This window comes from Microbacterium sp. DMC48 (genome assembly GCF_056313825.1).
Window position 1 is genome coordinate 654,108 of record NZ_JBQUZN010000004.1, and the last position, 22,737, is coordinate 676,844.

Consider the following 22,737-nt stretch of genomic DNA (forward strand, 5'->3'; position numbering starts at 1 on the left):
ACCCTCATGTACGTCCGCCGGCATGGGTCTCGGGTCAGGTCCGGAGCACCTCGAGCGCGTGTGCGAGATCGGCCGGATAGTCGCTCGTGAACGTGACCCACGCGGTCGTGGTCGGGTGCGCGAACGAGAGTTCGTGCGCGTGCAACCATTGCCGAGTCAGCCCCAGACGTGCCGACAGGGTCGGATCGGCACCGTACAGCGGGTCGCCCACGCACGGGTGACGATGAGCAGCCATGTGCACGCGGATCTGGTGGGTGCGTCCGGTCTCCAGATGGATCTCGAGGAGGGATGCCGAGGGGAACGCCTCGAGCGTTTCGTAGTGGGTGACCGAGTCCTTGCCGTCAGGCGTGACGGCGAACTTCCACGAATGCGAGGGGTGGCGTCCGATGGGAGCATCGATCGTTCCGGCCGACGGATCGGGATGCCCCTGCACGACCGCGTGGTAGATCTTCTCGACCTCGCGCTCCTTGAATGCCCGCTTGAGTGCGGTGTACGCACGCTCCGATTTGGCGACGACCATGAGTCCGCTGGTACCGACATCCAGTCTGTGCACGACGCCCTGGCGCTCGGCTGCTCCCGTGGTGGCGATGCGGAAGCCGGCGGCGGCCAGCGCGCCGAGCACCGTCGGGCCTTCCCATCCGAGAGACGGGTGCGCGGCGACGCCCGCGGGCTTGTCGACGACCACGATGTCGTCGTCGTCGTAGACGATGGCGAGATCCGGAACGGCGACGGGCACGATCTCCGGTTCGCGCCGCTCCTCCCACTCCACCTCGAGCCAGCCGGCTGCACGCAGGCGGTCGGACTTGCCCAGCGCACGGCCGTCCATCCGCACGCCGCCGGCTTCGGCGACCTCCGCGGCGAACGAACGCGAGAACCCCAGCATCTTGGCCAGAGCGGCATCCACACGGGCACCGTCGAGGCCGTCGGGCACGGGGAGGACGCGGGAGGGCATCAGGACTCGCGCGTCGTGGTCGTCGTGTCGTCCTCGCCGGGCGCAGCCGAGGCCGTCACGGTGGATTCGCCGGCTGACCCGCGCTCGCGGCTGCCGTCGAGGCGAACGCCGATCAGCACCAGCAGGGCGACGCCGATCATCATCGTCACGATGAACATGTCGGCGACGTTGTAGATCGCCGGATTCATGCCCAGCCACATCCAGGGCGTGTTGATGAAGTCGACGACGTGGCCGACCAGGAAGCCGGGGTCGCGGAAGAGCCGGTCGCTGAGGTTTCCGAGGATTCCGCCGAGGAGCAGACCCAGCACGATCGCCCACACGCGCGCACGCACACGCGTCGCGGTCAGAACGACGATGACGACCGCGGCGACCGTCATGACGATCGTGAAGATCCACGTCTGCCCTTCGAGGAGGGAGAACGCGGCGCCGGGGTTGCGTGTCAGATAGAACTGGAGCGCGTCGCCCCAGACCTGCACGGGCTGCTGGAACGGCAGGGTGGTGAGGGCAAGATACTTGGCGAACTGGTCAGCGGCCAGCACCAGCGCCGCGAGAATCGCGACGATGGCACCGGCCGCTGCCCTGTTCAGGCTCCGACGGGGAGCACTGCGCTCTGGGGTGTGGTCCGCCACCGGGCTCAGGAAGCCGAAACCGAGGAGGCACCCGAGGTCGCGCCCGCGACGTCGAGGTCGCGGAGCTTCTCCTCGATGAACCCACGCAGCTGCGAACGGTAGTCGCGCTCGAACTGGCGGAGCTCGCTGATGCGTCCCTCGAGCGTCACGCGCTCGCTCTCGAGACGAGCCATCTCGTCGCGTCCCTTGGCCTCGGCCTCGGCGAGGATCGAGGCGGCCTTGGCCTGTGCCTCGGAGATGAGCTTGTCGCGCTGCGCCTGTCCTTCGGCCACGTGCTCGTCGTGCAGACGCTGTGCCAGCTCGATGATGCCGGCGGAAGCGGCCACGCCGCCGGCGGCGGGAGCCTCGACAGCGGGGGCGGGGACGGACTCGACGACGGCCGGGGCGGCCTCCTCGACGACGGCCGCCTCGACGACCTCGGCGGGAGCAGACTCACCGGACTCGTACGCAGCGAGCTTGGCCTTCAGCTCTTCGTTCTCGGCGATCGTCTTGCGCCACTCGACGACGATCTCGTCGAGGAAGTCGTCGACCTCATCCGGGTCGAAACCCTCCTTGAACCGCACGTGCTGGAACTGCTTCGTGACGACGTCTTCCGGGGTCAAAGCCATGGTGTTTCCTCTTTCGGGGCTCACGACGCGGGCCGATTCGGTCGGCCCGCCACCGGCGAGCCGTACTGACCAAGCATAGTCGCGGCTGGTGGGACGTGCGACGGGGGGCTAGAGGCGCTCGATGACGCGGACGATCGTCAGAAGAACGAAACAGGCCAACATCGTGATCGGAAAGCCCAGGTCGAGCGCAATGGGACCGATCCGCAACGGAGGAATCAGCCGGCGGAAGAAGCGCAGCGGCGGATCGGTGAGGGTGAAGACAGCCTCGGCGAAGACGAGGCCGAATCCCCGCGGACGCCACTGACGATTGAACATCGGGATGTACTCGAGAACGAGTCTCGCCAGCAGCACGAGGATGTAGAGCAGGAGAAGGACGTCGACGACGAATGCCGCCAGGCGCACGAACTCCACGACTACTGGCTGAAGGGCGCGGACTCGGGGTCGGCCTGAGCCACCGTGCCGTCACCGGAGATCGCGACGTTCTCGGGCGAGAGGAGGAAGACCTTGCTCGTCACGCGCTCGATGCGACCGTACAGCCCCAACGACAGGCCGCTCGCGAAGTCGATGAGACGCCGGGCATCGGCGTCGCTCATCTGCGAGAGGTTGATGATGACCGGGATGCCGTCGCGGAAGTTCTCCGCGATGATCTGCGCGTCGCGGTACTGCTTGGGGTGCACCGTGAGGATCTCGCTGACGGTGCCCGCGGTCGGCTGACGCACGACGGTGGGACGGTGGAGCGGGGTCACAGGGGCCGCCTTCTCGATCGGGCGCTCGCTCGAGCGCTCACGGCGTGCAGGCGTCTCGGCAGCGGGCTCTTCGTAGACCTCTTCCTCATCGGCGAGGCCCAGGTACACCATGGTCTTCTTGAGCGGGTTCGACATCGCATTCCTCCGTTTGCTCGTCTGTTCTGAGGCTAGCCGCGGTCAGGGCGCGGTCCCGTGATTGCGGTGCCGATCCGCAGGTGTGTCGCGCCGGCGGCGATCGCCTCGGCGAAATCGCCGGACATGCCCGCCGACATCCACGTGGCATCCGGAACGACCCGTCGCACCGTCGCCGCGGCCGCGGCGAGGCGCTCGAACGCCTCCGCAGGCGCCTGCGCGAGCGGGGCGACGGCCATGACACCACGAAGTCGCAGCGACGCGCACCGTGCAGCGATGTGCGTCGCCAGAGCCTCGACGTCGTCGGGCGCCGCTCCCCCGCGCGCGGGGTCGTCCGTGAGATTGACCTGGAGGAAGACGTCGAGCGGACTGCCCTCGGGATCGGCGGCATGCAGGGCGTCGGCGACGCGATCGCGGTCGACGGAATGCACGCAGTCGGATGCCGCGCGCACCGCCTTCGCCTTCTTGCTCTGCAGCTGTCCGATGAAGTGCCATCGCACGTCGTGGACTCTGCCGGCGGTCTCGGCCCGCTTGGCGCTCAACTCCTGCTGCCGACTCTCGCCCACGTCGTGCACGCCGAGCGCGGCGAGATCGTCGATCAGCCGCGCGGGGTGGAACTTGGTGACGACGATGCGCGTCAGCTCACCGGGGTCGCGGCCGACCGCCCTGGCCGCATCCGCGATGCGGGCGTCCAGGGCGGCGAGTCGTTCGGCCAGTGCGGTCACTTCAGGAAGTCGGGAATGTCCAGGTCGTCGTCGCCGTACACCGAGTCGTAGGACTCCGCCACGGGGGCCGACACGGTGACAGCCTGCTTGTCCTCGACCGCCGCACCCTCTCGTGCGGCCTCTTCGGCCGGCACGGCCGGCACCAGGGGCGCCGCCGGGCGCGCCGCGGTGATGGGCTCGATGCGCGCCTGCGGCTCTCCACCGTCGAAGCCCGCGGCGATCACCGTGACCCGCACCTCATCGCCCAGCGTGTCGTCGATGACGGTGCCGAAGATGATGTTGGCCTCGGGGTGCGCAGCCTCCTTGACGAGCTGCGCGGCGTCATTGATCTCGAAGATTCCCAGGTTGGATCCACCCTGGATCGACAGCAGGACGCCGTGCGCGCCTTCGATGGACGCTTCCAGCAGCGGGGACTCGACCGCGAGCTCGGCGGCCTTGATAGCGCGGTCCGCGCCGCGGGCCGAGCCGATGCCCATGAGGGCGGAGCCGGCGCCCTGCATGACGCTCTTGACGTCGGCGAAGTCGAGGTTGATCAGACCCGGTGTGGTGATCAGATCGGTGATGCCCTGCACACCCGCGAGCAGAACCTGGTCGGCGGTCGCGAAGGCCTCGATCATCGAAATGCCGCGGTCGCTGATCTCGAGCAGTCGATCGTTGGGCACGACGATGAGAGTGTCGACCTCTTCCTTGAGCTTCGCGACACCCGCCTCGGCCTGACTCTGCCGACGGCGTCCCTCGAAGCTGAACGGCTTGGTGACGACACCGATGGTCAGCGCGCCGATCGACTTCGCGATGCGCGCGACGACGGGGGCGCCTCCGGTACCCGTGCCACCGCCCTCTCCCGCGGTGACGAAGACCATGTCGGCGCCCGCAAGGGCCTCCTCGATCTCCTCCGCGTGATCCTCGGCAGCCCGACGGCCCACCTCGGGATCGGCGCCGGCGCCGAGTCCGCGCGTCAGCTCGCGGCCCACGTCCAGCTTGACGTCGGCGTCGCTCATCAGCAGAGCCTGGGCGTCGGTGTTCACCGCGATGAACTCGACACCCCGCAGCCCGAGCTCGATCATCCGATTGACGGCGTTCACGCCGCCGCCACCCACACCCACGACTTTGATCACCGCGAGGTAGTTCTGGTTCTGGCTCATGCCGGCCTCCATTGTGTCCCGAACCCTGACTGCTAAACCTTGAACCTCTAGTTGAGGTTTAAAGAATTGCTCAGTATGCAATTCCTTGATTGAAGGTATGCGGCAGCCCTCCCGCCGACCGAGAGGCTCGGGGCGTGTCGCGCAGAAAACCCGTGTCGAGCGCTACCGGACGACGATCGCGCTCGGCGACGACACGTCGTAGCTGCGGGCTCCGGGGCGCGCCGCCATGATCGCCGCGAGGTTCTTGGCCTTCAGCGCGGAATCGTCGGCATTGCCCCAGACCACCGCGGTCCCCCCGGAGCCGAGGGTCAGGGTGACATCGTTCGCAGAGGTCGCCGAGATCGCGGTGACCTGCGCACGGATGTCGTCGGGGAGGGCCCGGAAGACGGTTCCGACCGCGGCGAAGGCGGGCGAGGAGAGTCCGCCGGTCACGGTGAGCACAGGGTGGCCCGCGGCCGGCTGCGGCGCGGTCGACAGGGCGACACCCGCGGCATCCACCAGGGTGAAGCCGGCGGCCGTCTGAATGGATCCGATCGGGGTGCGCTCGACGATGCGCACCACGAGCTCGTGCGGTGGGCGGGCCTCGAGTGCGTAGGACTCCACGAGCGGGAACTTCACGAGGGCGGCTTTGACGGCGGAGGAGTCGACCAACGGCAGCGGAGTCCCCAGCTGCCCTTCCAGCGCGGTCTCGACGGACGCCGGGTCCAGCGTGGACGTGCCGACGACGGTGATCTGCTGCACCGCGAAGAGCGGGCTGTACGCGACGCCGAGCGTGCCCAGCACGAGCAGCAGCAGCGCCGAGCCCGCGACGATCCAGGTCATCCGCCGTCGCCGCTGACGCGCGGTGAAACGCCGCACCTCCGCGCGCAACGCGCGTCGTCGCGCGCGCGCCGCCGCCCACACTTCGCGCACGCCGACGGGCGCCGCCTCCTCCCCGATCGGGGAGTCCGTCGGCTCGTCGAGGCGCCGTGGCGACGACGACACCCACAGCGGCGTCAACGGGGCGGTGAGCTGGTCATCACGCTCCGCGACCTTCTTCTCGACAGCGGCATCCGCTCGGCGGGGCGGACCCACGTGGCGCACCGGCGGCTCGACACGACGATCCTGCGCCGACTCACGGTCGGGCGCCGCCTGATCCGGCGCCGGGAGGGGCGTCGGCCGCCGCATGGACTATGCCTCCACCGTCGGCGTCGACAGCGCCTCGAGCACCTGCGGGATGATCTGGTACACGTTGCCGCACCCGAGCGTGATGACGTAATCGCCCTCCCGCGCGACGGCCGCGGTGTACTCGGCCGCCGCCTGCCAATCGGCCACGTAATGCACCTTGGAGGGGTCGCGGAAGGCTCCGCTGACCAGCTCACCGGTGACGCCGGGCACGGGGTCTTCGCGCGCACCGTAGACGTCGAGCATGACGGTGTGATCTGCGTACGACTCCAGCACGTCTGCGAACTCGCGGTACATCTCCTGCGTGCGCGAGTACGTGTGCGGCTGCTGGATCGCGATGATGCGACCGTCGCCGACGACGCTGCGCGCCGCGGCGAGCGCGGCGGCCACCTCGGTGGGATGGTGCGCGTAGTCGTCGTAGACGCTCACGCCGCGCTCGACGCCGTGGAGCTCGAAGCGCCGCACCGTACCCCCGAACTCCTCCACCGCACGCAGGGCCGGCTCGAGGGCGTAACCGAGCGTGAGCAGCACCGCCACGGCCCCCGCCGCATTGACCGCGTTGTGGGCTCCCGGAACCGCAAGCCGCCCGGTCACGGTCTCGCCGTCATGCGTGAGCGCGAAGGAGACGGGGCCTTCGGTCACGATGTCGCTCAGACGCACATCGGCGTCGGCGTCCTCGCCGAACGTCACGATCCGCTGATGGCGAAGCGTCCCCGCGACACGCCGCGCCCCGGCGTCATCGGCGGAGATGACGACAGCCTCTCGAGCGGCGTCGCCGAAGCGGACGAAACCGTCGTAGAAGGCGTCGCGCGACTCCCAGTGGTCGAGGTGGTCGGGGTCGACGTTGGTGATCAATGCGACTGACGTGTCGTACAGCAGGAACGTTCCGTCGGACTCGTCGGCTTCGATGACGAACAGCTCATCTCCGCCCGTGCCGCTGGAGACACCGAGATCGGCGATGACGCCTCCGTTCACGAACGTCGGCGCCGTTCCGAGTGCACGCAGCGCCGTCACGAGCATGCCGGTGGACGTGGTCTTGCCGTGAGCACCCGCGACGCTCACGAGCCTGCGCCCTCCGATCAGCCAGTACAGCGCCTGGGAGCGGTGGATCACGGGCAGCCCGCGCTCCTTCGCGAGCACGTACTCCGGGTTCTGCGGCCAGATGGCGCCGGTGTGGATCACGGCGTCGACATCGTCGGGGAGATTGGCCGCATCGTGCCCGACATGCACCATGGCGCCCCGCGCAGCGAGAGCGCGCAGGGCGGCGCTGTCGGCACGGTCGGAGCCCGAGACGCGGATGCCCCGATCGAGGAACATGCCGGCCAGCCCCGACATGCCCGATCCACCGATCCCGATGAAGTGGGCGGCGGTGATGTCGTCGGGGATGGGCAGGCTCAGGTCGGGTCGAATCATGGCTCGTCAAGTCTAGGTCGACGCCGCCTGAGCGGATGCTGCGGCGCGCGGCGCACGAACGCGCCGCCGCCACCGCGTCTGGACTCCCTGATACGAATGGTGATACAAAAGGCCTCATGGATCCGCAGACCGCGCTGACGATGAATGTCGTCATCGTCACCCTCAGCGGGGTGCTGGCGGGCTGCTACCTCGCGTGGGCCCTCCTGCCCTCAAGCAGCGAACGCCGAGCGCTCAGATGGTCGGAGAACGCCGACCTGCCATTGCAGGAGTCGCCTATCGCCGATCGGATCGTCGCCCGCCTGCGCCGGGATGCGATCACAGCCGCCGCCGGTGCCGCGGTCGGCGTCGCGCTGTGCGCGCTGGCCCTGCTGTCACCAGTCGGCAAGGATCCCAACTTCCCGATCACGTTCCTGCTGCCGAGCATGCTGACCGTCTCTGCTCTGGTCAGCGCTGCCGTCGGCGTGCGCGCACACCTTTTCGCTCCGGACCCGCTCTCGCGTCGGGTCGCCCGACCGCGGGCACTCACCTCCGCCGACTACCTCGGGTTTACGCGCCGGACGCTCTGGCTGGCGACCGCGATTCTGTCCCTCTGCGCAGTGATCTGGGCCTCGTGGCTTCTCCTGCACCCCGCGCCCTCGTTCACCCCCGGTCTCGCCGTAGCTGCTCTCGTCATCGGCCTGCTTGGTGTGGGCGGCGTGCCCCTCGTGAACCGATTCGAGCGAGCGCTGCTCGAACGCGCGCAGCCGGCGTCCACCCCCATCGAGCTCGCCTGGGACGATCTCTTCCGGATCGCGACCCTGCACAGTGTCCGCATTGCGTGCGCAGCCCCCGGCGTGACCAGCGCCGCCCTCCTCATCGCGGCGATCACCGGAGACCGTTTCCTCGCGTCACAGATCATCGTGTGGTCTCTGCTCGCCCTTCAGCTCGTCTTCCCCACGACGAGCCCTGGGCTGCCCACTCGTCTGAGGCCGCGTCTTCAGTCAGCGCCCGCAGGAAACTCCCTCGCATGATCGTCATCGACCCGGCATCCGCAGTCCCTCCGTTCGAGCAGCTGCGGCGACAGCTCATCGACGACGTCTCGACCGGCGCGCTCGCACCGGGCACCCGTATGCCGACCGTGCGCCGACTGGCCGAGGATCTCGGCCTCGCGCCCGGCACCGTCGCTCGCGCGTATCGCGAGCTCGAATCGGCCGGCATCATCGAGACGCGCGGGCGCAACGGCACCTTCGTCTCACCTCAGGGCGACGCCGCGATGCGCGAGGCGCAGCGGGCGGCGACGAGCTTCGCCGAGCAGGTCCGCATGCTGCGCGTCGATCCCGAGCAGGCGCTCGCGCTCGTTCAGGCGGCGTTGCGCAGCGCGCCCACCGCTTCCTGACCACTCATCCGTGCGCACGTGTCGCGAAGGGGCACGCCGAGCGACCGCACGCGACCGACGAACCCGGTCATCGGCTCGGCCGTCCGCGCTCAGCGCGCCAGCGCCCGGTCGAGCATCGCCATCACGGATGCGGTGCCGGTACGCGCCGCAGCGGTTCGCGCCTGCGCGGCGGCACGCATCGCCGACAGCGCCGTCTCATCGCGCAGCAGCGGCACGATCTGCTCCCGCACGCGGTCGGGCGTGAAGGCAGCATCCTCGATCTGCTGCGCGGCGCCGGCGGCCACGGCGCCGCGCGCGTTGAGCGCCTGCTCGCCGTTGCCGACGGCGTACGGCACGTAAACCGCGGGGATGCCGAGGGCCGACACCTCGCTCACGGTGGCCGCACCCGAGCGCGAGACCACGAGATCCGCCACCGCGAGCGCAAGGTCCATTCGATCGAGGTAGGCGACGATGCGGTAGTCAGGGTGTCCCGGGTCGACGATCGGGTCGCGCTCCCCCGCCGCGTGCAGCAGCTGCCACCCGGCGTCGACGACCGCAGGCCACGCGTCGGCGAACGTCTCGTTCAGTCGCCGCGCTCCCAGCGATCCGCCGAAGACGAGAAGCACGGGGCGCGCCGGATCGAGACCGAAGAATCGTGCCGCGTCGTCTCGCGTCGATGCGCGGTCGAGGTCGACGATCTCTGCGCGGAGCGGCATGCCGACCGTCTCGGCACCGCGCAGCGGGGTGTCGGGGAAGGCGACCCCGACGCCCGCCGCGCGCCGGGCACCCAAGATGTTCGCCAGTCCAGGGCGCGCGTTGGCCTCGTGCACGACGTACGGCACGCCTTCGCGGCGGGCGGCCACATACGCGGGAGCCGAGGCGTAGCCGCCGAAACCGGCGACCACATCGACCCGGCGGTCACGGATGTGCCGCCGCACCTGCCCGACGGCGCGATGCCACGCCAGCGGGAACCGGAGCGCGGCGAGGTTCGGCCGACGCGGAAAGGGGACCTTGTCGACGATCAGCAGCTCGTATCCGCGTTCGGGCACGAGACGGGCTTCGAGCCCTTCGCGCGTGCCGAGGACGAGCACGGATGCCGCGGCATCCCTCGCCCGCAACCCGTCGGCGACCGCGAGCAGCGGATTCACGTGCCCGGCGGTGCCGCCGCCGGCGAGGAGGTAGGTCGTCGAGGAAGCCGGCGTCGTCACCCGAGAGAGCCTACCGGCGGCGGGGCAGCGGCTCAGCGGCGACCGCGGTCGAGGCGGGGCCGACGGGGATCGTCCGCGCGAAGGACAGCAGCACACCGCAGGCGAACAGGACCGACAGCAGCGAGGTACCGCCCTGTGACATGAACGGCAGCGGCACCCCCAGCACCGGCAGCAGACGCAGGACGACACCGATGTTGACGAGGGCCTGTCCGACGATCCAGACGATGATGCCGCCCGTGACGATGCGGATGAAGGGGTCGCGGGTCTTACGGATGATCTGGAAGGCGGCGACCGCGAACACCGTGAACAGCAGGAGCACCACGGCGCAGCCGACGAGTCCGAGCTCCTCACCGAGGATCGCGAAGATGTAGTCGTTCGACCGGGCCGGCAGCCAGCCGTACTTCTCGCGGGAGTTTCCGAGCCCGAGTCCGAACAGTCCCCCGTTGGCGAGGGCCCACACCCCGTGCACCGCCTGATAGCAGTCACCGACGGCCGCGTTGTAGCAGTCCATCGAGTCGAAGTTGACGAAGCTGCTCATGATGCGCGCCATGCGGTTCGAGTTGGTCACCGCGAAGAACACGGCGGAGACCACCACGACGATCAGCGGGATGATGAAGATGCGCAGCTTCACACCGGAGAAGAACAGGCAGCCCAGCAGGATCGCCATGAGGATCATTCCCGTGCCCAGGTCCTCGCTGCCGACCGCGACCAGTCCGATGACGAGACCGCCGACGGGAACGACCGGGATGAACACGTGGGCCCAGGACCCCAGCAGCGTCTGCTTGCGAAACAGCACGTAGCCGAGCCAGAGCGCGAGGGCGAGCTTGAGGAACTCGGAGGGCTGCGCCTGAATGCCGCCGATCTGGATCCAGTTCTGGTTGCCGTCGTTGGCCACGCCGAGGCCCGGGACGAACACGAGCATCTGGAAGCAGGTGGCCGCGATCAGAGCGGGCCAGGCGATCCGCTTCCAGAACGTGACGGGCAGCCTGCTCGCGATGAACATGAGCGGGATGCCGATGACGGCGAAGATCGCCTGCTTCATGACGACCTCGAACGGGCTCTGACCGGCGGCCATGGCCGAGGCCATCGTCGCGGACAGGACCATCATCAGTCCGAACCCCGTCAGCAGCAGAGCGGTCGAGGCGACGAGCAGGAACTCGCTGGACACCGGCGCGAACACGCGTCCCAGGGAGACGCGTGCGGCGAAGCCCGACGTCGCGGCGTCGTCGGGCCCGTCAGCGGCGGGACGGGTCGGCGGGGTCGTCGTGGTCATCGGCTCCCCCTCCGTCTGTCGCGCCGGTCTCGTTCGGTGTCTGCGGGGCGGACGAGGAGGTCCATTCCCGCACGGCCATCGCGAAGCGGCGACCGCGGTCGGCGTACGAGTCGAATTGATCGAAGGATGCCGCGGCGGGGGCGAGGAGAACCACGTCACCGTCACGGGCGATCCGTGCCGCCGCAGCGACCACGTCTGCCATGACGTCTTCAGTCTGAGCGTGGTCGACTTCGATGACGGGAATCCCCGGCGCGTGTCGCGCGAACGCCTCCGTGATCGGCGCACGTTCGACGCCGATGACGATGACCGCCTTGACACTCGGACCACGTGCGGCGACGAGATCGCCGATGTCCACGCCCTTCATATCACCGCCGACGACCCAGACCGCTCCTGGGAACGCCGCCAGCGATGACGCGGCCGCGTGCGGGTTGGTCGCCTTGGAGTCGTCGATCCACGTGATGCCGCCTGCGGTGGCGACGACCTCGATGCGGTGGGCATCGAGCCGGAAGCTGCGCAGGGCCTCCGCGATGCGCGCGGGCGGCACATCCAGCGCGCGGGCCAGCGCGGACGCGGCGAGGATGTTCGCGACGATGTGTGGAGCGATCAGACCCTGAGCGGCGAGCTCGTCGAGCGTGGTGATCTCCAGCGCGCTGGTGCGTCGATCCTCCAGGAAGGCGCGGTCGACGACGATCCCGTCGACGATGCCGAGATCGCTCGGACCTGGAACCCCGAGATCGAAGCCGATCGCGCGACACCCGTCGACGACATCGGCTTCTTCGACCATGATGCGGGTCGCGACGTCGGACTTGTTGTAGACACAGGCGACGCGCGTGTGCTGGTACACGACCGCCTTCGCATCGCGGTACGCGGCGAATGAGCCGTGCCACTGCAGGTGGTCATCGGCGAGGTTCAGGCACACGCTCGCGAAAGGCGACACCGGCTCCGATCCCTCCTGCAGTGAGAGGTACCACAGCTGATGACTGGAGACCTCGACGACGAGCACGTCGAACCCGCTCGGGTCACGCACGGCGTCCAGGATCGGTACGCCGATGTTGCCGCACGGCGCGGCACGCAGTCCGCCAGCGACGAGCATCGTCGCGGTGAGCTGGGTCGTCGTCGTCTTGCCGTTGGTACCGGTGATCAGCACCCAATCCGCCGGCGTGCCGTCCGGGCGCAGAACCTTGTCGCGAACGCGCCAGGCGAGCTCGATGTCTCCCCACAGGGCCGTGCCCCGCTCGCGTGTCCAGGCGATGACCGGATGGTGGGGCGCGAAGCCGGGCGAGGCGACGACCACTTCGGGGTCGAAGTCGACGAGCTCGGCCGGAACGGAACTGAGCGCACCCACGTGCAGGCGCGCTCCGATCACGGGCAGAAGCCGTGCGTACTCCTCGCTCGCCGACTCGCTGAGCACGAGGACCTCCGCGCCGAGTTCCGCGAGGGTGTCGGCGACGGAGAACCCGGTCATCGACAGACCGAGGACGGCGACGCGCAGTCCGCGCCAGTGCGCATTCCAGCTGCGCAGGGCGTCGAGGTCGCGGGTACCCGTCACAGCGCCGACAGCCATTCGACGTAGAACAGGGCGACGCCGGTCACCGCGAGCATGCCGGCGATGATCCACATGCGCACCACGATCGTGATCTCGGGCCAGCCGCGCATCTCGAGGTGGTGGTGGAACGGGCTCATCAAGAAGAGACGCTTGCCGCCGGTGGCCTTGAAGTAGATGCGCTGCAGGATCACCGACCCCGGCCCGATGATGAAGACGCCGGCGATGATGACGGAGAGCAGCTCGGCGCGCGCGAGGATCGCCATTGCGGCGATCACACCTCCGATGGCCATCGAACCGACGTCTCCCATGAAGATCTTCGCCTTGGGCGCGTTCCACCAGAGGAAGCCCACAAGGGCACCCACGAAGGATGCCGCGATGATCGTGAGGTCCATCGGGTCGGGCGTGGCATAGCAGCCGCCGACGTAGGCGTTCACGAGCGCCTCACTGGCACAGCGCTGCTGGAACTGCCAGAAGGTCACGAGACTCAGCGCGGAAACGGTGAAGATGCCGGATCCGGTCGCGAGGCCGTCGAGTCCGTCGGTGAGATTGGTCGAATTCGACCACGCGACAGAGATGAACGTGATCCAGATCAGATACACGATCCAGCCGACGACCGCTCCCAGGGCGAAGAACGACAGCATGGGGATGTCGCGGAAGAAGGAGACGTACGGGGACGCCGGCGTCTCCCCCCGTGCGTCGGGGAAGTTCAGCGCCATGATGCCGAAGGGCACCGCGACGAGCACCTGGCCGACGATCTTGCGCCACCCCGACAGACCGAGGCTGCGCTGCTGGCGCACCTTCATGAAGTCGTCGATGAAACCGACGATGCCGAATCCGACCATCATCCAGATCACGAGCAGGCCCGAGATCGACGGCGGCGCTCCTCCCGTCAGCGTGCCGACGACGTAGCCGACGATCGAGCCCACGATGAAGACGATCCCGCCCATCGTGGGTGTTCCGCGCTTCGTCTGATGGCTGGGGTTGTGCGCGTTCTCGGGGGTGCGGATGACCTGACCCCAGCCGAGCTTCTCGAACAGCCGGATGAACAGCGGCGTGAGAAAGAGGGTGAACGCGAGCGAGATCGTCGCAGCCGCCAGCAGTGATCTCACGAGAACGATTCTCCCAGACGATCGCCGAGGTGCCGCAGGCCCGCGGAGTTGGACGACTTCACGAGCACCCGGTCGCCGTCGCGGAGCTCACCGCGAAGATAGTCGAAAGCCTCGTCCGCCGTCTCGAAGAAGACCGCTTCGCCGTCCCACGAGCCCTCGCCGATGGCGGCGAGGTACAGACGGCGGGCGTCGCGTCCGACCACGACGATGCGCTCGATGCGCAGGCGCACCGCGAGCAGACCGACACGGTCGTGCTCTTCGCCCGCGAGGTCACCGAGCTCACTCATCGCGCCCAGCACGGCGACCTTGCGCTCGCCCGGGCCGGCGATCTGCGCGAGCGTGCGCAGAGCCGCGGCCATCGAGTCGGGACTCGCGTTGTACGCGTCGTTGATGATGCGGACCCGGTCCGAGCCCATCGGCTGCATCCGCCAGCGCTCGGCGATCTCGAGCGTCTCCAATCGCGCGATCGCCGCGTCGGGGGCGACCCCGAGCTCGCGCGCCGCGGCCAGCGCGGCCAGCGCGTTCATGACGTGGTGCTCGCCGAGTACGCGCAGTCGCAACGGCCATCGTCCCTCAGGGGTCACGACGGTGCAGGTCGTGCCCGCGGCGGTGACCTCGACGTCCTCCGCGCGCACCTCCGCTGCGGATCCTCGCCCGAACCACCGCACGTCAACACCTCGGGATGCCGCGACGTCGGCCATCGTGACGACACGCGCGTCATCGCGGTTGAGGACGGCGACTCCACCGGGGCGCACCGCCTGGACGAGCTCGGTCTTCGCCTTCAGCGTCGCCTCGACTCCGCCGAAGCCTCCCGCGTGGGCCAAGCCCACCATCAGGACGACGCCGACGTCGGGCGTGACGAGTCCGGCGAGCTTCGCGATCTCGCCGGGGCCCGACGCGCCGAACTCGCTGACCAGGAAGCGGGTGTCCGCGCCGACACGGAGCATCGTCAACGGTGCGCCGACCTCGTTGTTGAACGAGCCGCGCGGAGCGATGGTCTCGCCCTCGCCCTCGAGGATGCGGGCGAGCATGTTCTTCGTCGTGGTCTTGCCGTTCGACCCCGTGATGCCGACGATCCTGAGCCGACCGTGCTCGCGCACGGCGGCGACGACCGCGCGCGCCAGGTGCGACAGGGCCGCCACGGCGTCTGCGACGACGATCTGACTGACCGGCGCGTCGACGAGCCGCTCGACGATCGCGAGGACGGCTCCGGAGGCGACGGCACCGGCGACGAAGTTGTGGCCGTCGGTGACTTCTCCGGGCTTGGCCACGAAGATGTCACCGACGCGGATCTCGCGGGAGTCGGTGTCGACGTTGCCGTCGACCACCGTGTCGGGGGTGTCATCGGCGGCCAGGTGCAGGGTGCCCGCCACAGCGGCGGCGACCTCGGCGAGCGTCATCCGGATCATAGGCTTTGTTCCTCACGCGCGGTGGCGCGTCACGGTGTCGTCATTGTGTCACGGGCAGCAGCGGGGTGTCCGAGCCCGAGGGCATCACCCGGTAGTGCGTCAGCACCTGGGTCATGGCCTTCTTGAAGACCGAGCGGTTGGCCGAAGACATCGTGTTGGTCTTCGGCTCGTTGAAAAGGGTCAACACAACGTACTGCGGATCATCGGCGGGTGCGTAACCGGCCAGCGAGGTCATGAAGAGGTTGTCTTTGTAGCCGCCGTGTCCGTCCGGCACCTGTGCCGTTCCCGTCTTGACGGCCAGCCGGTAGCCGGGGATCTTGATGTCGTCGGCAAGCGTGCCCTGGGCGTAGACGTTCTCGAGCATCTGGGAGACTTCGGCGGCGGTCTGCGGCTTGATCACCTGCACCGGTGCCGGCAGGTCGGGGGTGACGACCGTCCCGTCGGGCTTCGTGCAGGACTCCACCAGCTGTGCCGGCATGCGCACCCCGCCGTTGGCGATGGTCTGGAACAGGCTCGTGACCTGCGTCGGCGTGACGGTGAAGGCCTGCCCGAAGGTGGTCGTGTAGAAGGTCTGGTTGTCCCAGGTCGACGCGTCCCGGATCTCTCCCGTGGGCTCGCCCGACCAGTTCAGGGCCGTGCCATCGCCCACGCCGAAACGCTTCAGGTAGTCGTAGCGCGTTTCGGCGGGCACCTGCGCGCCGAACTGCGACATGGCGACGTTCGAGGACTGCACGAGACCGCCGGTGAGGGTCAAATTCTCGGTGGGGTGGCTCTCGGAGTCGTTGATGACCGCGCCGTTGGGGAACTGGATGCGATCGGGCGTCTCGACCGTGGAGGTCGGCGTGAGACCGCCCTGCTCGATGACGGTGGCGGCCGTCACGGGCTTGAACGTCGATCCCGGCTCGTAGGAGACGCGAAGCAGGCGCGAGCCACGGTTGTCGGGATCGGAGGCGCCGGGATCGTTGGGGTCTACCGTGTTGGTCTCGGCGAGGGCGCGGATCTTGCCGGTCTTCGCCTCCATGACGATGATGCCGCCCCAGTCGGCCTGATAGCGCGCCGTCTCCTCGGAGATCAGCTGCTGCATGAACCACTGCAGATCGCTGTCGATCGTGAGCTTGAGCGTGCCGCCGTTGACGGCCGGCTTCTCGACCTCGGTGCCGGGGATGATCACGCCGTCGGCACCGCGCTGGTAGGTCAGCGAGCCGTCCGTTGCCTGGAGGCACGAGTTCTGCAGAGACTCCAGTCCCTCCAGCGGGTCGCCGTCGGAGCCGACGAAGCCGATGAGGTTGCCGGCGACCGCACCGTCGGGGTAGGTCCGGGCGGGGTGGAGGGGGAAGGTGAGGAACGGGAGCTTCAGCGCCGCGAGCGCGCGGTACTCCTCGGTGGAGACGTACCGCTTCACATACGCGAAGCGCGACGCCGAGTTCTCGGCCAGCGCGTCGGACACGATCTTCTCGACGTCGGCGGTCGACTGGCCCGTGATCGCGGCGATCTTGGGGGCCACGTCGGTCCACGGAGTCATGATGTTCTTGCCGTCGGCATCCGTCATCGCGTTGCCGCTGGCATCGGTCTGCACGGCTCCCTGCGCCGCGAGCATGGGGTCGATCTGCACGTCGTAGAGCGTCGTGCTGCTGGCGAGGACGACGCCGTTGTCGTCGACGATCTCGCCGCGCGCTCCGTAGAGCGTGGTCTTGGCCCCGGTCGCGAACTGCTCGGAATCGTCGACGTGCTCGCGCGCATTGACCACCTGGATGTCCACCAGACGCACGACGAAGGCGGACAGCACCACCAGGACGACGGCGAGGGCGACGACGGTGCGGCGCCGCGGGCTGCGAGTTGCTCGTGTCGTCATGGATTCAGTGTGTGGCGGGGACGGGCAGACCGTCGGCGATGGCGGGGGGTGTCGGCGTATCAGGGATGGCCTTGTCGACCACGGAGCTGCCGCCGGCCGCGCCGAGGCTCGCCGCGGGGTCTCCGACGAGCGGACGCCCGCTGACGAGGGCGTTGCCGACGGCGGCCTTGCTCAGCGCGTTCACCGCGCTCGCACCGGTCAGGCCGGCGGCCGTGCCGATGACGGCGTTGTCGCTGAGCCGCAGATAGGTCGGCGCCTGGCCGGTGACCATGCCCATCGCCTCCGCATTCGCGGCGAGGTACTGCGGCGAGCTCAGGCCGGCGATGCTGTCCTGCAGCATCTGCTTCTGCCAGTCGAGACTGCGCTGCTGATCGCTGAGCGTCGACAGCTCGTAGGAGGACTGCGTCGTCATGATCGACAGCCCCATCTGCGCGCCGCCGATCAGGAGCGCACCGCTGACCGCGACGATGCCGTAGACGAGCCGAGGACGCCGTCGCGGCGCGGGCTGCTCGACCGCGTGGAGGCGTCGCGCCGGCTCCCCGGGGGTGCGCAGCGGAAGGGGCGCAGCCCCCACGAACGGATCGAGGTTGCTCTCTGCCGGCACGCTCATGCCGCCTCCCGGATGCGTTCGGCCGCGCGCAGACGCACGGGTGCGGCCCGCGGGTTGCGCGCCTTCTCTTCTTCGGAGGCCAGCTCGGCGCCCTTGACCACGAGCCGGAATCGCGGAGCATGCTCGGGAAGCTCGACGGGCAGTCCCGCCGGTGCCGTGGATGCCGCGGCATCCGCGAACACGCGCTTGACGAGACGATCCTCGAGCGACTGGTAGCTCATGACGACGATGCGTCCGCCCACGTTCAACAGGTCCATGCTCGGCGGGAGGGCACGCTCCAGCACCGACAGTTCGGCGTTCACCTCGATGCGCAGAGCCTGGAAGACACGCTTGGCGGGGTGCCCTCGTCCCTCGCGCTGCACGGCGACCGGCGTCGCCGCGACGAGGATGTCGACCAGCTGCCCGGACCGCTCGATCGGAGCCTCGGCGCGCGCGGAGATGATGGCCCGTGCGTAGCGTCCGGCGAGCTTCTCTTCGCCGTAGCGCTCGAAGATGCGGCGAAGATCGCCTTCGCCGTAGGTCGCGACGATCTCCGCTGCCGTCGTGCCGGCTGTCTGGTCCATGCGCATGTCCAACGGCGCATCCTGTGCGTACGCGAACCCGCGATCGGCCTCGTCGAGCTGCAGCGAGGAGACACCGAGGTCGAAGAGGATGCCGTCGACGCGATCGACGCCGGCGGAGCGCACGGCCGATGCGATCCCGTCGTAGACGGTGTGCACCAGCGTGACGCGCTCGCCGAACCGCGCCAGCCGCTGCCCCGCGATGCGGAGGGCGTCGGTGTCGCGATCGAGCCCGATCAGGCGGATGTCGCCGAATCGCTCCAGCAGGGCCTCGGAGTGACCGCCCATGCCCTCGGTCGCGTCGACGAGAACGGCGCCCGGATGCGCGAGGGCCGGCGAGAGCAACTCGACGCAGCGCTCGAGCAGAACCGGGGTGTGGATGTCGGAGGTGCTCATGATGAGGGGGTGTGGGCCGGAGCCGTGATCCCCATCCGCCTGACCTGACACCGGGGAAGTGCGTCAGGGCGTGCGGCTGGGAGTCACGGCCACGGCTCAGAACAGACCCGGGATCACCTCCTGCTCCATGTCCGAGTAGCTGTCTTCGTTGCTGTCTGCGTAGGCGTTCCAGGCCTGCGCATCCCAGATCTCCGCGTGGGCCCCGACGCCCGTGACCACGAGTTCGCGGTCGAGGTTGGCATAGGCACGCAGGTGCGGCGGGATCGTGATGCGGCTCTGGCTGTCGGGCTTCTCGTCGCTGGCGCCCGAGAGGAACATGCGCTGGAAGTCGCGCGCCTGCTTGTTGGTGAGGGGCGCCTCGCGGATCTTCTCGTAGACCCGCTCGAACTCCTTCGTGCTGAACACGTAGAGGCAACGCTCCTGGCCTCGCGTCACGACGACCCCGTCACCCAGGTCGGTTCGGAACTTCGCCGGAAGGATGAGGCGGCCCTTGTCGTCGAGCTTGGGGGTGTAGGTGCCCAGCAGCATCGGCCACTCCCCCTTCCTCCGGCCCGATCAAGGTGCGCACCACTTTACTCCACTTTCCTCCACCTGACTATGGTTTCGTGGGCGCAACGCTCCCCTGGGCTCCCCCGCTGCGAATCGACGGGAGCGCCCGGCGCCGCGCAGCGCCGTCGCCGGGCACAAAAAAGAGCACCGACCTCGTGGTCGGTGCTCTTCGCGTCGTGCGCGGCGCTGCGGTCAGGATCCGTCTTGGCGGCGGTCCCAACGGTCGTTCATGCGGTCCATGAAGGACGAGGATCCGGTGCGGGACGGCTTGCGCTGCCCCTTGTGCTCCGGCGAGGTCTTGAGCGCAGCGAGCCCCTTGGCAGGGGTGGCGGCGAGCACGACGCCGGCCACCATGACAAGGAAGGCGATCACGCCGATGGCGATGATGCCGGTGGACACACCCGCGATCAAGCCTCCGAGACCCACGAGCACGAGGATGGTGCCGTAGACGATGTTGCGATAGCTGAGGGTGCGGCCGTCCCGGGACGCGCTCACGACGTCTGCGTCCTTATTCATGAGATGGCGCTCCATCTCATCGAGCAGACGCTGCTCCTGCTCTGACAGCGGCATGCTGCCCCCTCCTCGCCGTTTCGGACCGGCATCTCGTGCGGTCGATTCTACGCGTGCGGTCGAGAACTAGGCTAGGCCCGTGCACGCTTCCGCCGACCCGATCGAGGCCATTTCCCAGCGACTGGCAAGGTTCGTGACAGCGCAGCGCCTCGCGTGGGCGGATGCCGGCCCCGAAGCGCAGGTCTTCCTGGATGCCGCGACGCGCACCCTGGCCGGGGGAAAGCGTCTACGAGCGCGCTTCTGCGTCACGGGATGGCTGGCCGTGGCGGGCGTCGACACCGACGTCAAAGAGGTCCCCGACTCCGTGCTCGATGCGGCCGCCGCACTGGAGGTCTTCCACGCCGCGGCGCTCGTCCACGACGACATCATCGACAACTCCGACACGCGGCGCGGACAGCCCGCCGCACACCGTGCTCTCGAGGCGGCGCACGCGGGGTCCGGCTGGGTGGGCGACGGTTCGGCGTTCGGGCGATCGGCGGCGATCCTGCTCGGCGATCTCCTCGTCGCCTGGAGCGACGACCTGCTCGAGCAGGGACTGGCGCGTGCGCCGCACGCGGCATCCGCGCGGGAGGTCTACGCCCTGATGCGCCGGGAGGTCACCATCGGCCAGTTCCTCGACATCGCCGAGGAGGCGGCGTTCACGACGGCCCCCGACGAGGAACACGCCGAGCGCGCCCTCCGCGTCGCGTCACTGAAGTCCGCGCGCTACAGCATCCAGCACCCCCTCCTGCTGGGTGCGGCGCTCGCCGGAGCCGACGCCACGCAGTCGGCGGCTCTGGCCGCCTTCGGTCATCCGCTGGGACTGGCGTTCCAGCTGAGGGACGATGTTCTCGGCGTCTTCGGCGACACTGCCGTCACCGGTAAGCCCTCCGGCGACGACCTCCGCGAAGGCAAGCGCACGCTGCTCATCGCCTACACCCGCGAGGCGCTCGCCCCCGATGACCGTGCCGCGCTCGACGCCCTCATCGGCGATCCCACCCTCACTGCCGAGCAGATCGCCCAGATCCAGCAGAGCATCATCGACACCGACGCACTGGCGCGCGTCGAATCGGCGATCAGCGCCTACGCGGGCGAAGCGGAGCACGCCCTGCAGAGTGCACGACTGTCGTCGTCGGCGCTGGACCAGCTGAGAGAACTCGCCGACGCATCCATCAGCCGTACGGCGTGAGGCGGGTCGTGCTCGGTGTCAGGCCAGCGTCTGCGCGACGCGGCGGACCTCGCTCTTGCGCCCCTGACGGAGGGCAGAGATGGGCGCCTGGCCGATGGAGTCCTCCTCGCTGAGCAGCCAATCGATGGCCTCGTCGTCGGTGAACCCGGCGTCCTGAAGCACGATGATCGTGCCGCGCAGCGACGACAGCGGATGCCCGTCGACGATGAAGATCTCCGGCACGGCGAACGCGCCGCCGCGACGTGAGCCGATCAGGTGCTTGTCGTCGAGCAGCCGGCGCACGCGACCGAGCGGTTCATCGAGAACCTCGACGAGGTCGGGAAGAGTGAGCCAGCGGGTGGACGCGGGGACGATGTCGTCGGTCACCCTTCCACTATCGCATCTCGAGGCCGCAGCGTTGACGAGATCGAGCCTGTCGAAGCGGAAGTCACTTCTGTCACAGAAGTCACTTCTTATAGCACCCGTTGACATGAATTTACTTCCATGACACGGTGTCGTCGGTAGGAAACGGGTGCGAACAAGGAGAAGACCGTTGTCACGACTCGACCACCGCCCGAGCGCGGCGCGCGCGGCCACCACCGGTGTGATCGGCACGATCGGCACATTGGCGTTGACCCTGAGCGTCGCGCCGGCCTCGGCGGCGACGGCCGATCCGCGTCCGGCAGCCGGCGATCAGACGCGCATCGGCGCGCCGACGCGCCTCACTACCACCCGGCAGGCGGCCGCACCGGCGACCTACACCGTGGAGAGCGGCGACACGCTGTGGGATATCTCCCGACGGGTCGGAGTCGAGCTGTCCGCACTGCGTGCGGCGAACGGGCTCGAGGCCACCACGGTGATCCATCCCGGGCAAGTGCTGGTTCTTCCCGGCGGGATCGCCCCGGCCGCGGAGTCTTCGGCTCCGGTCGCGAGGGCCGATACATCGACCGGCGCGACCGCGGCCTACGGAGTGAACGCGGGTGACACCCTGTGGGCCATCGCCGACGCGCACGGCGTGAGCCTCGATGCCCTGTTGCAGGCCAACGGGCTCGGGCGGGATGCCATCATCTACCCCGGCCAGACCCTCGCGATCCCCGGGCCGGCCGCCGTGCTCCAGGCCACCCCCGCCGCGGTGGAAACACCCCTGCCCGCAACGGCGCCGGCCACCGATCTCGACGCGGAGCAGACCGCGAATGCGCGGACGATCATCCGGGTCGGGCGCGAACTGGGCGTCCCCGATCGCGGCATCGCGATCGCTCTGGCCACGGCGATGGTCGAGTCGTGGATCCGCAATCTGGACTGGGGTGACCGCGACTCGCTCGGGCTGTTCCAGCAACGCCCGAGCACCGGATGGGGCACTCCCGATCAGGTGCGCGACCCCGTGCGCTCGACCACCGCGTTCTTCGAAGGCGTCTCGGGCCCGGACGGCCTCATCACGCGCGGACTGTTGGACGTGCCCGGATGGGAGTCGATGGACTTCGGCGCCGCCGCCCAGTCCGTGCAGGTCTCGGCGTATCCGGAGCGCTACGGGCCGTGGGAGCAGACCGCCTACGCGTGGCTCGCGGCACTCGACTGAGAGCGAGTGCGTCGTGGCATTGCCTGCGCACATGCCGTGAGGGGTGAGCCGCTCCCGGGCCCGAGCG

24 protein-coding genes are annotated in these 22,737 nt (G+C 69.0%); 4 read left to right on the top strand and 20 right to left on the bottom strand.

Annotation, left to right across the window (positions count from 1 at the left end; all coding sequences use genetic code 11):
• Positions 1–34: 34 nt before the first annotated feature.
• The 9 genes from ACT53O_RS08450 to murC all read right to left on the bottom strand — a co-directional run bounded on the left by ACT53O_RS08450 (position 35) and on the right by murC (position 7,511).
• Positions 35–952: an RluA family pseudouridine synthase gene (locus ACT53O_RS08450; protein ID WP_476151814.1), complete on the bottom strand. Its 918-nt coding sequence runs from the start codon at positions 950–952 to the stop codon at positions 35–37.
• Positions 952–1,581, bottom strand: coding sequence for a signal peptidase II (locus ACT53O_RS08455; RefSeq protein ID WP_039416136.1), 630 nt, complete (start codon positions 1,579–1,581; stop codon positions 952–954). Before ACT53O_RS08455 ends, ACT53O_RS08450 begins: the two co-directional genes overlap by 1 nt.
• 5 nt (positions 1,582–1,586) lie before the next feature.
• Positions 1,587–2,189: a DivIVA domain-containing protein gene (locus ACT53O_RS08460; RefSeq protein WP_036318276.1), complete on the bottom strand. Its 603-nt coding sequence runs from the start codon at positions 2,187–2,189 to the stop codon at positions 1,587–1,589.
• A gap of 108 nt (positions 2,190–2,297) precedes the next feature.
• Complete coding sequence (locus ACT53O_RS08465) at positions 2,298–2,600, bottom strand: YggT family protein (RefSeq protein ID WP_036318275.1); 303 nt, start codon at positions 2,598–2,600, stop codon at positions 2,298–2,300.
• Positions 2,601–2,602: 2 nt separating this feature from the next.
• Positions 2,603–3,070 (bottom strand): cell division protein SepF, encoded by a 468-nt coding sequence (locus tag ACT53O_RS08470; protein WP_036318274.1) that lies wholly within the window; start codon positions 3,068–3,070, stop codon positions 2,603–2,605.
• 32 nt (positions 3,071–3,102) lie between these two features.
• Complete coding sequence (locus ACT53O_RS08475) at positions 3,103–3,792, bottom strand: YggS family pyridoxal phosphate-dependent enzyme (RefSeq protein WP_112931657.1); 690 nt, start codon at positions 3,790–3,792, stop codon at positions 3,103–3,105.
• Positions 3,789–4,934: a cell division protein FtsZ gene (gene ftsZ, locus ACT53O_RS08480; RefSeq protein WP_036288033.1), complete on the bottom strand. Its 1,146-nt coding sequence runs from the start codon at positions 4,932–4,934 to the stop codon at positions 3,789–3,791. The genes ACT53O_RS08475 and ftsZ overlap by 4 nt, the downstream gene beginning before the upstream one ends.
• Positions 4,935–5,096: 162 nt before the next feature.
• Positions 5,097–6,101 carry an FtsQ-type POTRA domain-containing protein gene (locus tag ACT53O_RS08485; RefSeq protein WP_476151818.1) on the bottom strand — a complete coding sequence of 335 codons (1,005 nt, stop codon included), beginning with the start codon at positions 6,099–6,101 and terminating at the stop codon, positions 5,097–5,099.
• Positions 6,102–6,104: 3 nt separating this feature from the next.
• Positions 6,105–7,511, bottom strand: coding sequence for a UDP-N-acetylmuramate--L-alanine ligase (gene murC / locus ACT53O_RS08490; protein ID WP_476151820.1), 1,407 nt, complete (start codon positions 7,509–7,511; stop codon positions 6,105–6,107).
• Positions 7,512–7,627: 116 nt separating this feature from the next.
• On the opposite strand from murC, the gene ACT53O_RS08495 reads away from it, so the two are divergent.
• Positions 7,628–8,521, top strand: coding sequence for a hypothetical protein (locus tag ACT53O_RS08495; RefSeq protein WP_476151822.1), 894 nt, complete (start codon positions 7,628–7,630; stop codon positions 8,519–8,521).
• Positions 8,518–8,886: a GntR family transcriptional regulator gene (locus tag ACT53O_RS08500; protein ID WP_476151824.1), complete on the top strand. Its 369-nt coding sequence runs from the start codon at positions 8,518–8,520 to the stop codon at positions 8,884–8,886. The genes ACT53O_RS08495 and ACT53O_RS08500 overlap by 4 nt, the downstream gene beginning before the upstream one ends.
• A gap of 89 nt (positions 8,887–8,975) precedes the next feature.
• Here ACT53O_RS08500 and ACT53O_RS08505 read toward each other — a convergent pair whose 3' ends face one another.
• The 10 genes from ACT53O_RS08505 to ACT53O_RS08550 all read right to left on the bottom strand — a co-directional run bounded on the left by ACT53O_RS08505 (position 8,976) and on the right by ACT53O_RS08550 (position 19,947).
• The gene (locus ACT53O_RS08505; protein ID WP_476151826.1) at positions 8,976–10,073 is read right to left on the bottom strand and encodes a UDP-N-acetylglucosamine--N-acetylmuramyl-(pentapeptide) pyrophosphoryl-undecaprenol N-acetylglucosamine transferase; all 1,098 of its coding nucleotides are present in this window, start codon (positions 10,071–10,073) and stop codon (positions 8,976–8,978) included.
• 10 nt (positions 10,074–10,083) lie between these two features.
• The gene (gene ftsW, locus ACT53O_RS08510; protein ID WP_476151828.1) at positions 10,084–11,346 is read right to left on the bottom strand and encodes a putative lipid II flippase FtsW; all 1,263 of its coding nucleotides are present in this window, start codon (positions 11,344–11,346) and stop codon (positions 10,084–10,086) included.
• Positions 11,309–12,910 carry a UDP-N-acetylmuramoyl-L-alanine--D-glutamate ligase gene (gene murD, locus ACT53O_RS08515; protein ID WP_476151830.1) on the bottom strand — a complete coding sequence of 534 codons (1,602 nt, stop codon included), beginning with the start codon at positions 12,908–12,910 and terminating at the stop codon, positions 11,309–11,311. The genes ftsW and murD overlap by 38 nt, the downstream gene beginning before the upstream one ends.
• Positions 12,892–14,001: a phospho-N-acetylmuramoyl-pentapeptide-transferase gene (gene mraY / locus ACT53O_RS08520; RefSeq protein ID WP_036315383.1), complete on the bottom strand. Its 1,110-nt coding sequence runs from the start codon at positions 13,999–14,001 to the stop codon at positions 12,892–12,894. Before mraY ends, murD begins: the two co-directional genes overlap by 19 nt.
• Positions 13,998–15,410, bottom strand: a complete 1,413-nt coding sequence (locus ACT53O_RS08525; RefSeq protein ID WP_112931663.1) for a UDP-N-acetylmuramoyl-tripeptide--D-alanyl-D-alanine ligase — start codon at positions 15,408–15,410, stop codon at positions 13,998–14,000. The genes mraY and ACT53O_RS08525 overlap by 4 nt, the downstream gene beginning before the upstream one ends.
• Positions 15,411–15,450: 40 nt before the next feature.
• Positions 15,451–17,262 carry a peptidoglycan D,D-transpeptidase FtsI family protein gene (locus ACT53O_RS08530; protein WP_036316624.1) on the bottom strand — a complete coding sequence of 604 codons (1,812 nt, stop codon included), beginning with the start codon at positions 17,260–17,262 and terminating at the stop codon, positions 15,451–15,453.
• A 4-nt stretch (positions 17,263–17,266) separates the two neighbouring features.
• Positions 17,267–17,872, bottom strand: a complete 606-nt coding sequence (gene ftsL / locus ACT53O_RS08535; RefSeq protein WP_476151833.1) for a cell division protein FtsL — start codon at positions 17,870–17,872, stop codon at positions 17,267–17,269.
• Positions 17,869–18,828 (bottom strand): 16S rRNA (cytosine(1402)-N(4))-methyltransferase RsmH, encoded by a 960-nt coding sequence (rsmH, locus tag ACT53O_RS08540; protein ID WP_036316620.1) that lies wholly within the window; start codon positions 18,826–18,828, stop codon positions 17,869–17,871. The genes ftsL and rsmH overlap by 4 nt, the downstream gene beginning before the upstream one ends.
• A gap of 96 nt (positions 18,829–18,924) precedes the next feature.
• Positions 18,925–19,356, bottom strand: a complete 432-nt coding sequence (mraZ, locus tag ACT53O_RS08545) for a division/cell wall cluster transcriptional repressor MraZ (protein ID WP_036316618.1) — start codon at positions 19,354–19,356, stop codon at positions 18,925–18,927.
• A gap of 213 nt (positions 19,357–19,569) precedes the next feature.
• Positions 19,570–19,947, bottom strand: coding sequence for a DUF3040 domain-containing protein (locus ACT53O_RS08550; protein WP_036316616.1), 378 nt, complete (start codon positions 19,945–19,947; stop codon positions 19,570–19,572).
• Between the two features lie 79 nt (positions 19,948–20,026).
• Here ACT53O_RS08550 and ACT53O_RS08555 point away from each other — a divergent pair, with 79 nt between their 5' ends.
• Positions 20,027–21,115, top strand: a complete 1,089-nt coding sequence (locus tag ACT53O_RS08555; RefSeq protein ID WP_476151836.1) for a polyprenyl synthetase family protein — start codon at positions 20,027–20,029, stop codon at positions 21,113–21,115.
• 18 nt (positions 21,116–21,133) lie between these two features.
• Here ACT53O_RS08555 and ACT53O_RS08560 read toward each other — a convergent pair whose 3' ends face one another.
• Complete coding sequence (locus ACT53O_RS08560; RefSeq protein WP_005049107.1) at positions 21,134–21,481, bottom strand: Rv2175c family DNA-binding protein; 348 nt, start codon at positions 21,479–21,481, stop codon at positions 21,134–21,136.
• 166 nt (positions 21,482–21,647) lie between these two features.
• Between ACT53O_RS08560 and ACT53O_RS08565 the strand changes: the two genes are divergently transcribed.
• Positions 21,648–22,670: a LysM peptidoglycan-binding domain-containing protein gene (locus ACT53O_RS08565; RefSeq protein WP_476151839.1), complete on the top strand. Its 1,023-nt coding sequence runs from the start codon at positions 21,648–21,650 to the stop codon at positions 22,668–22,670.
• Positions 22,671–22,737 lie beyond the last annotated feature (67 nt).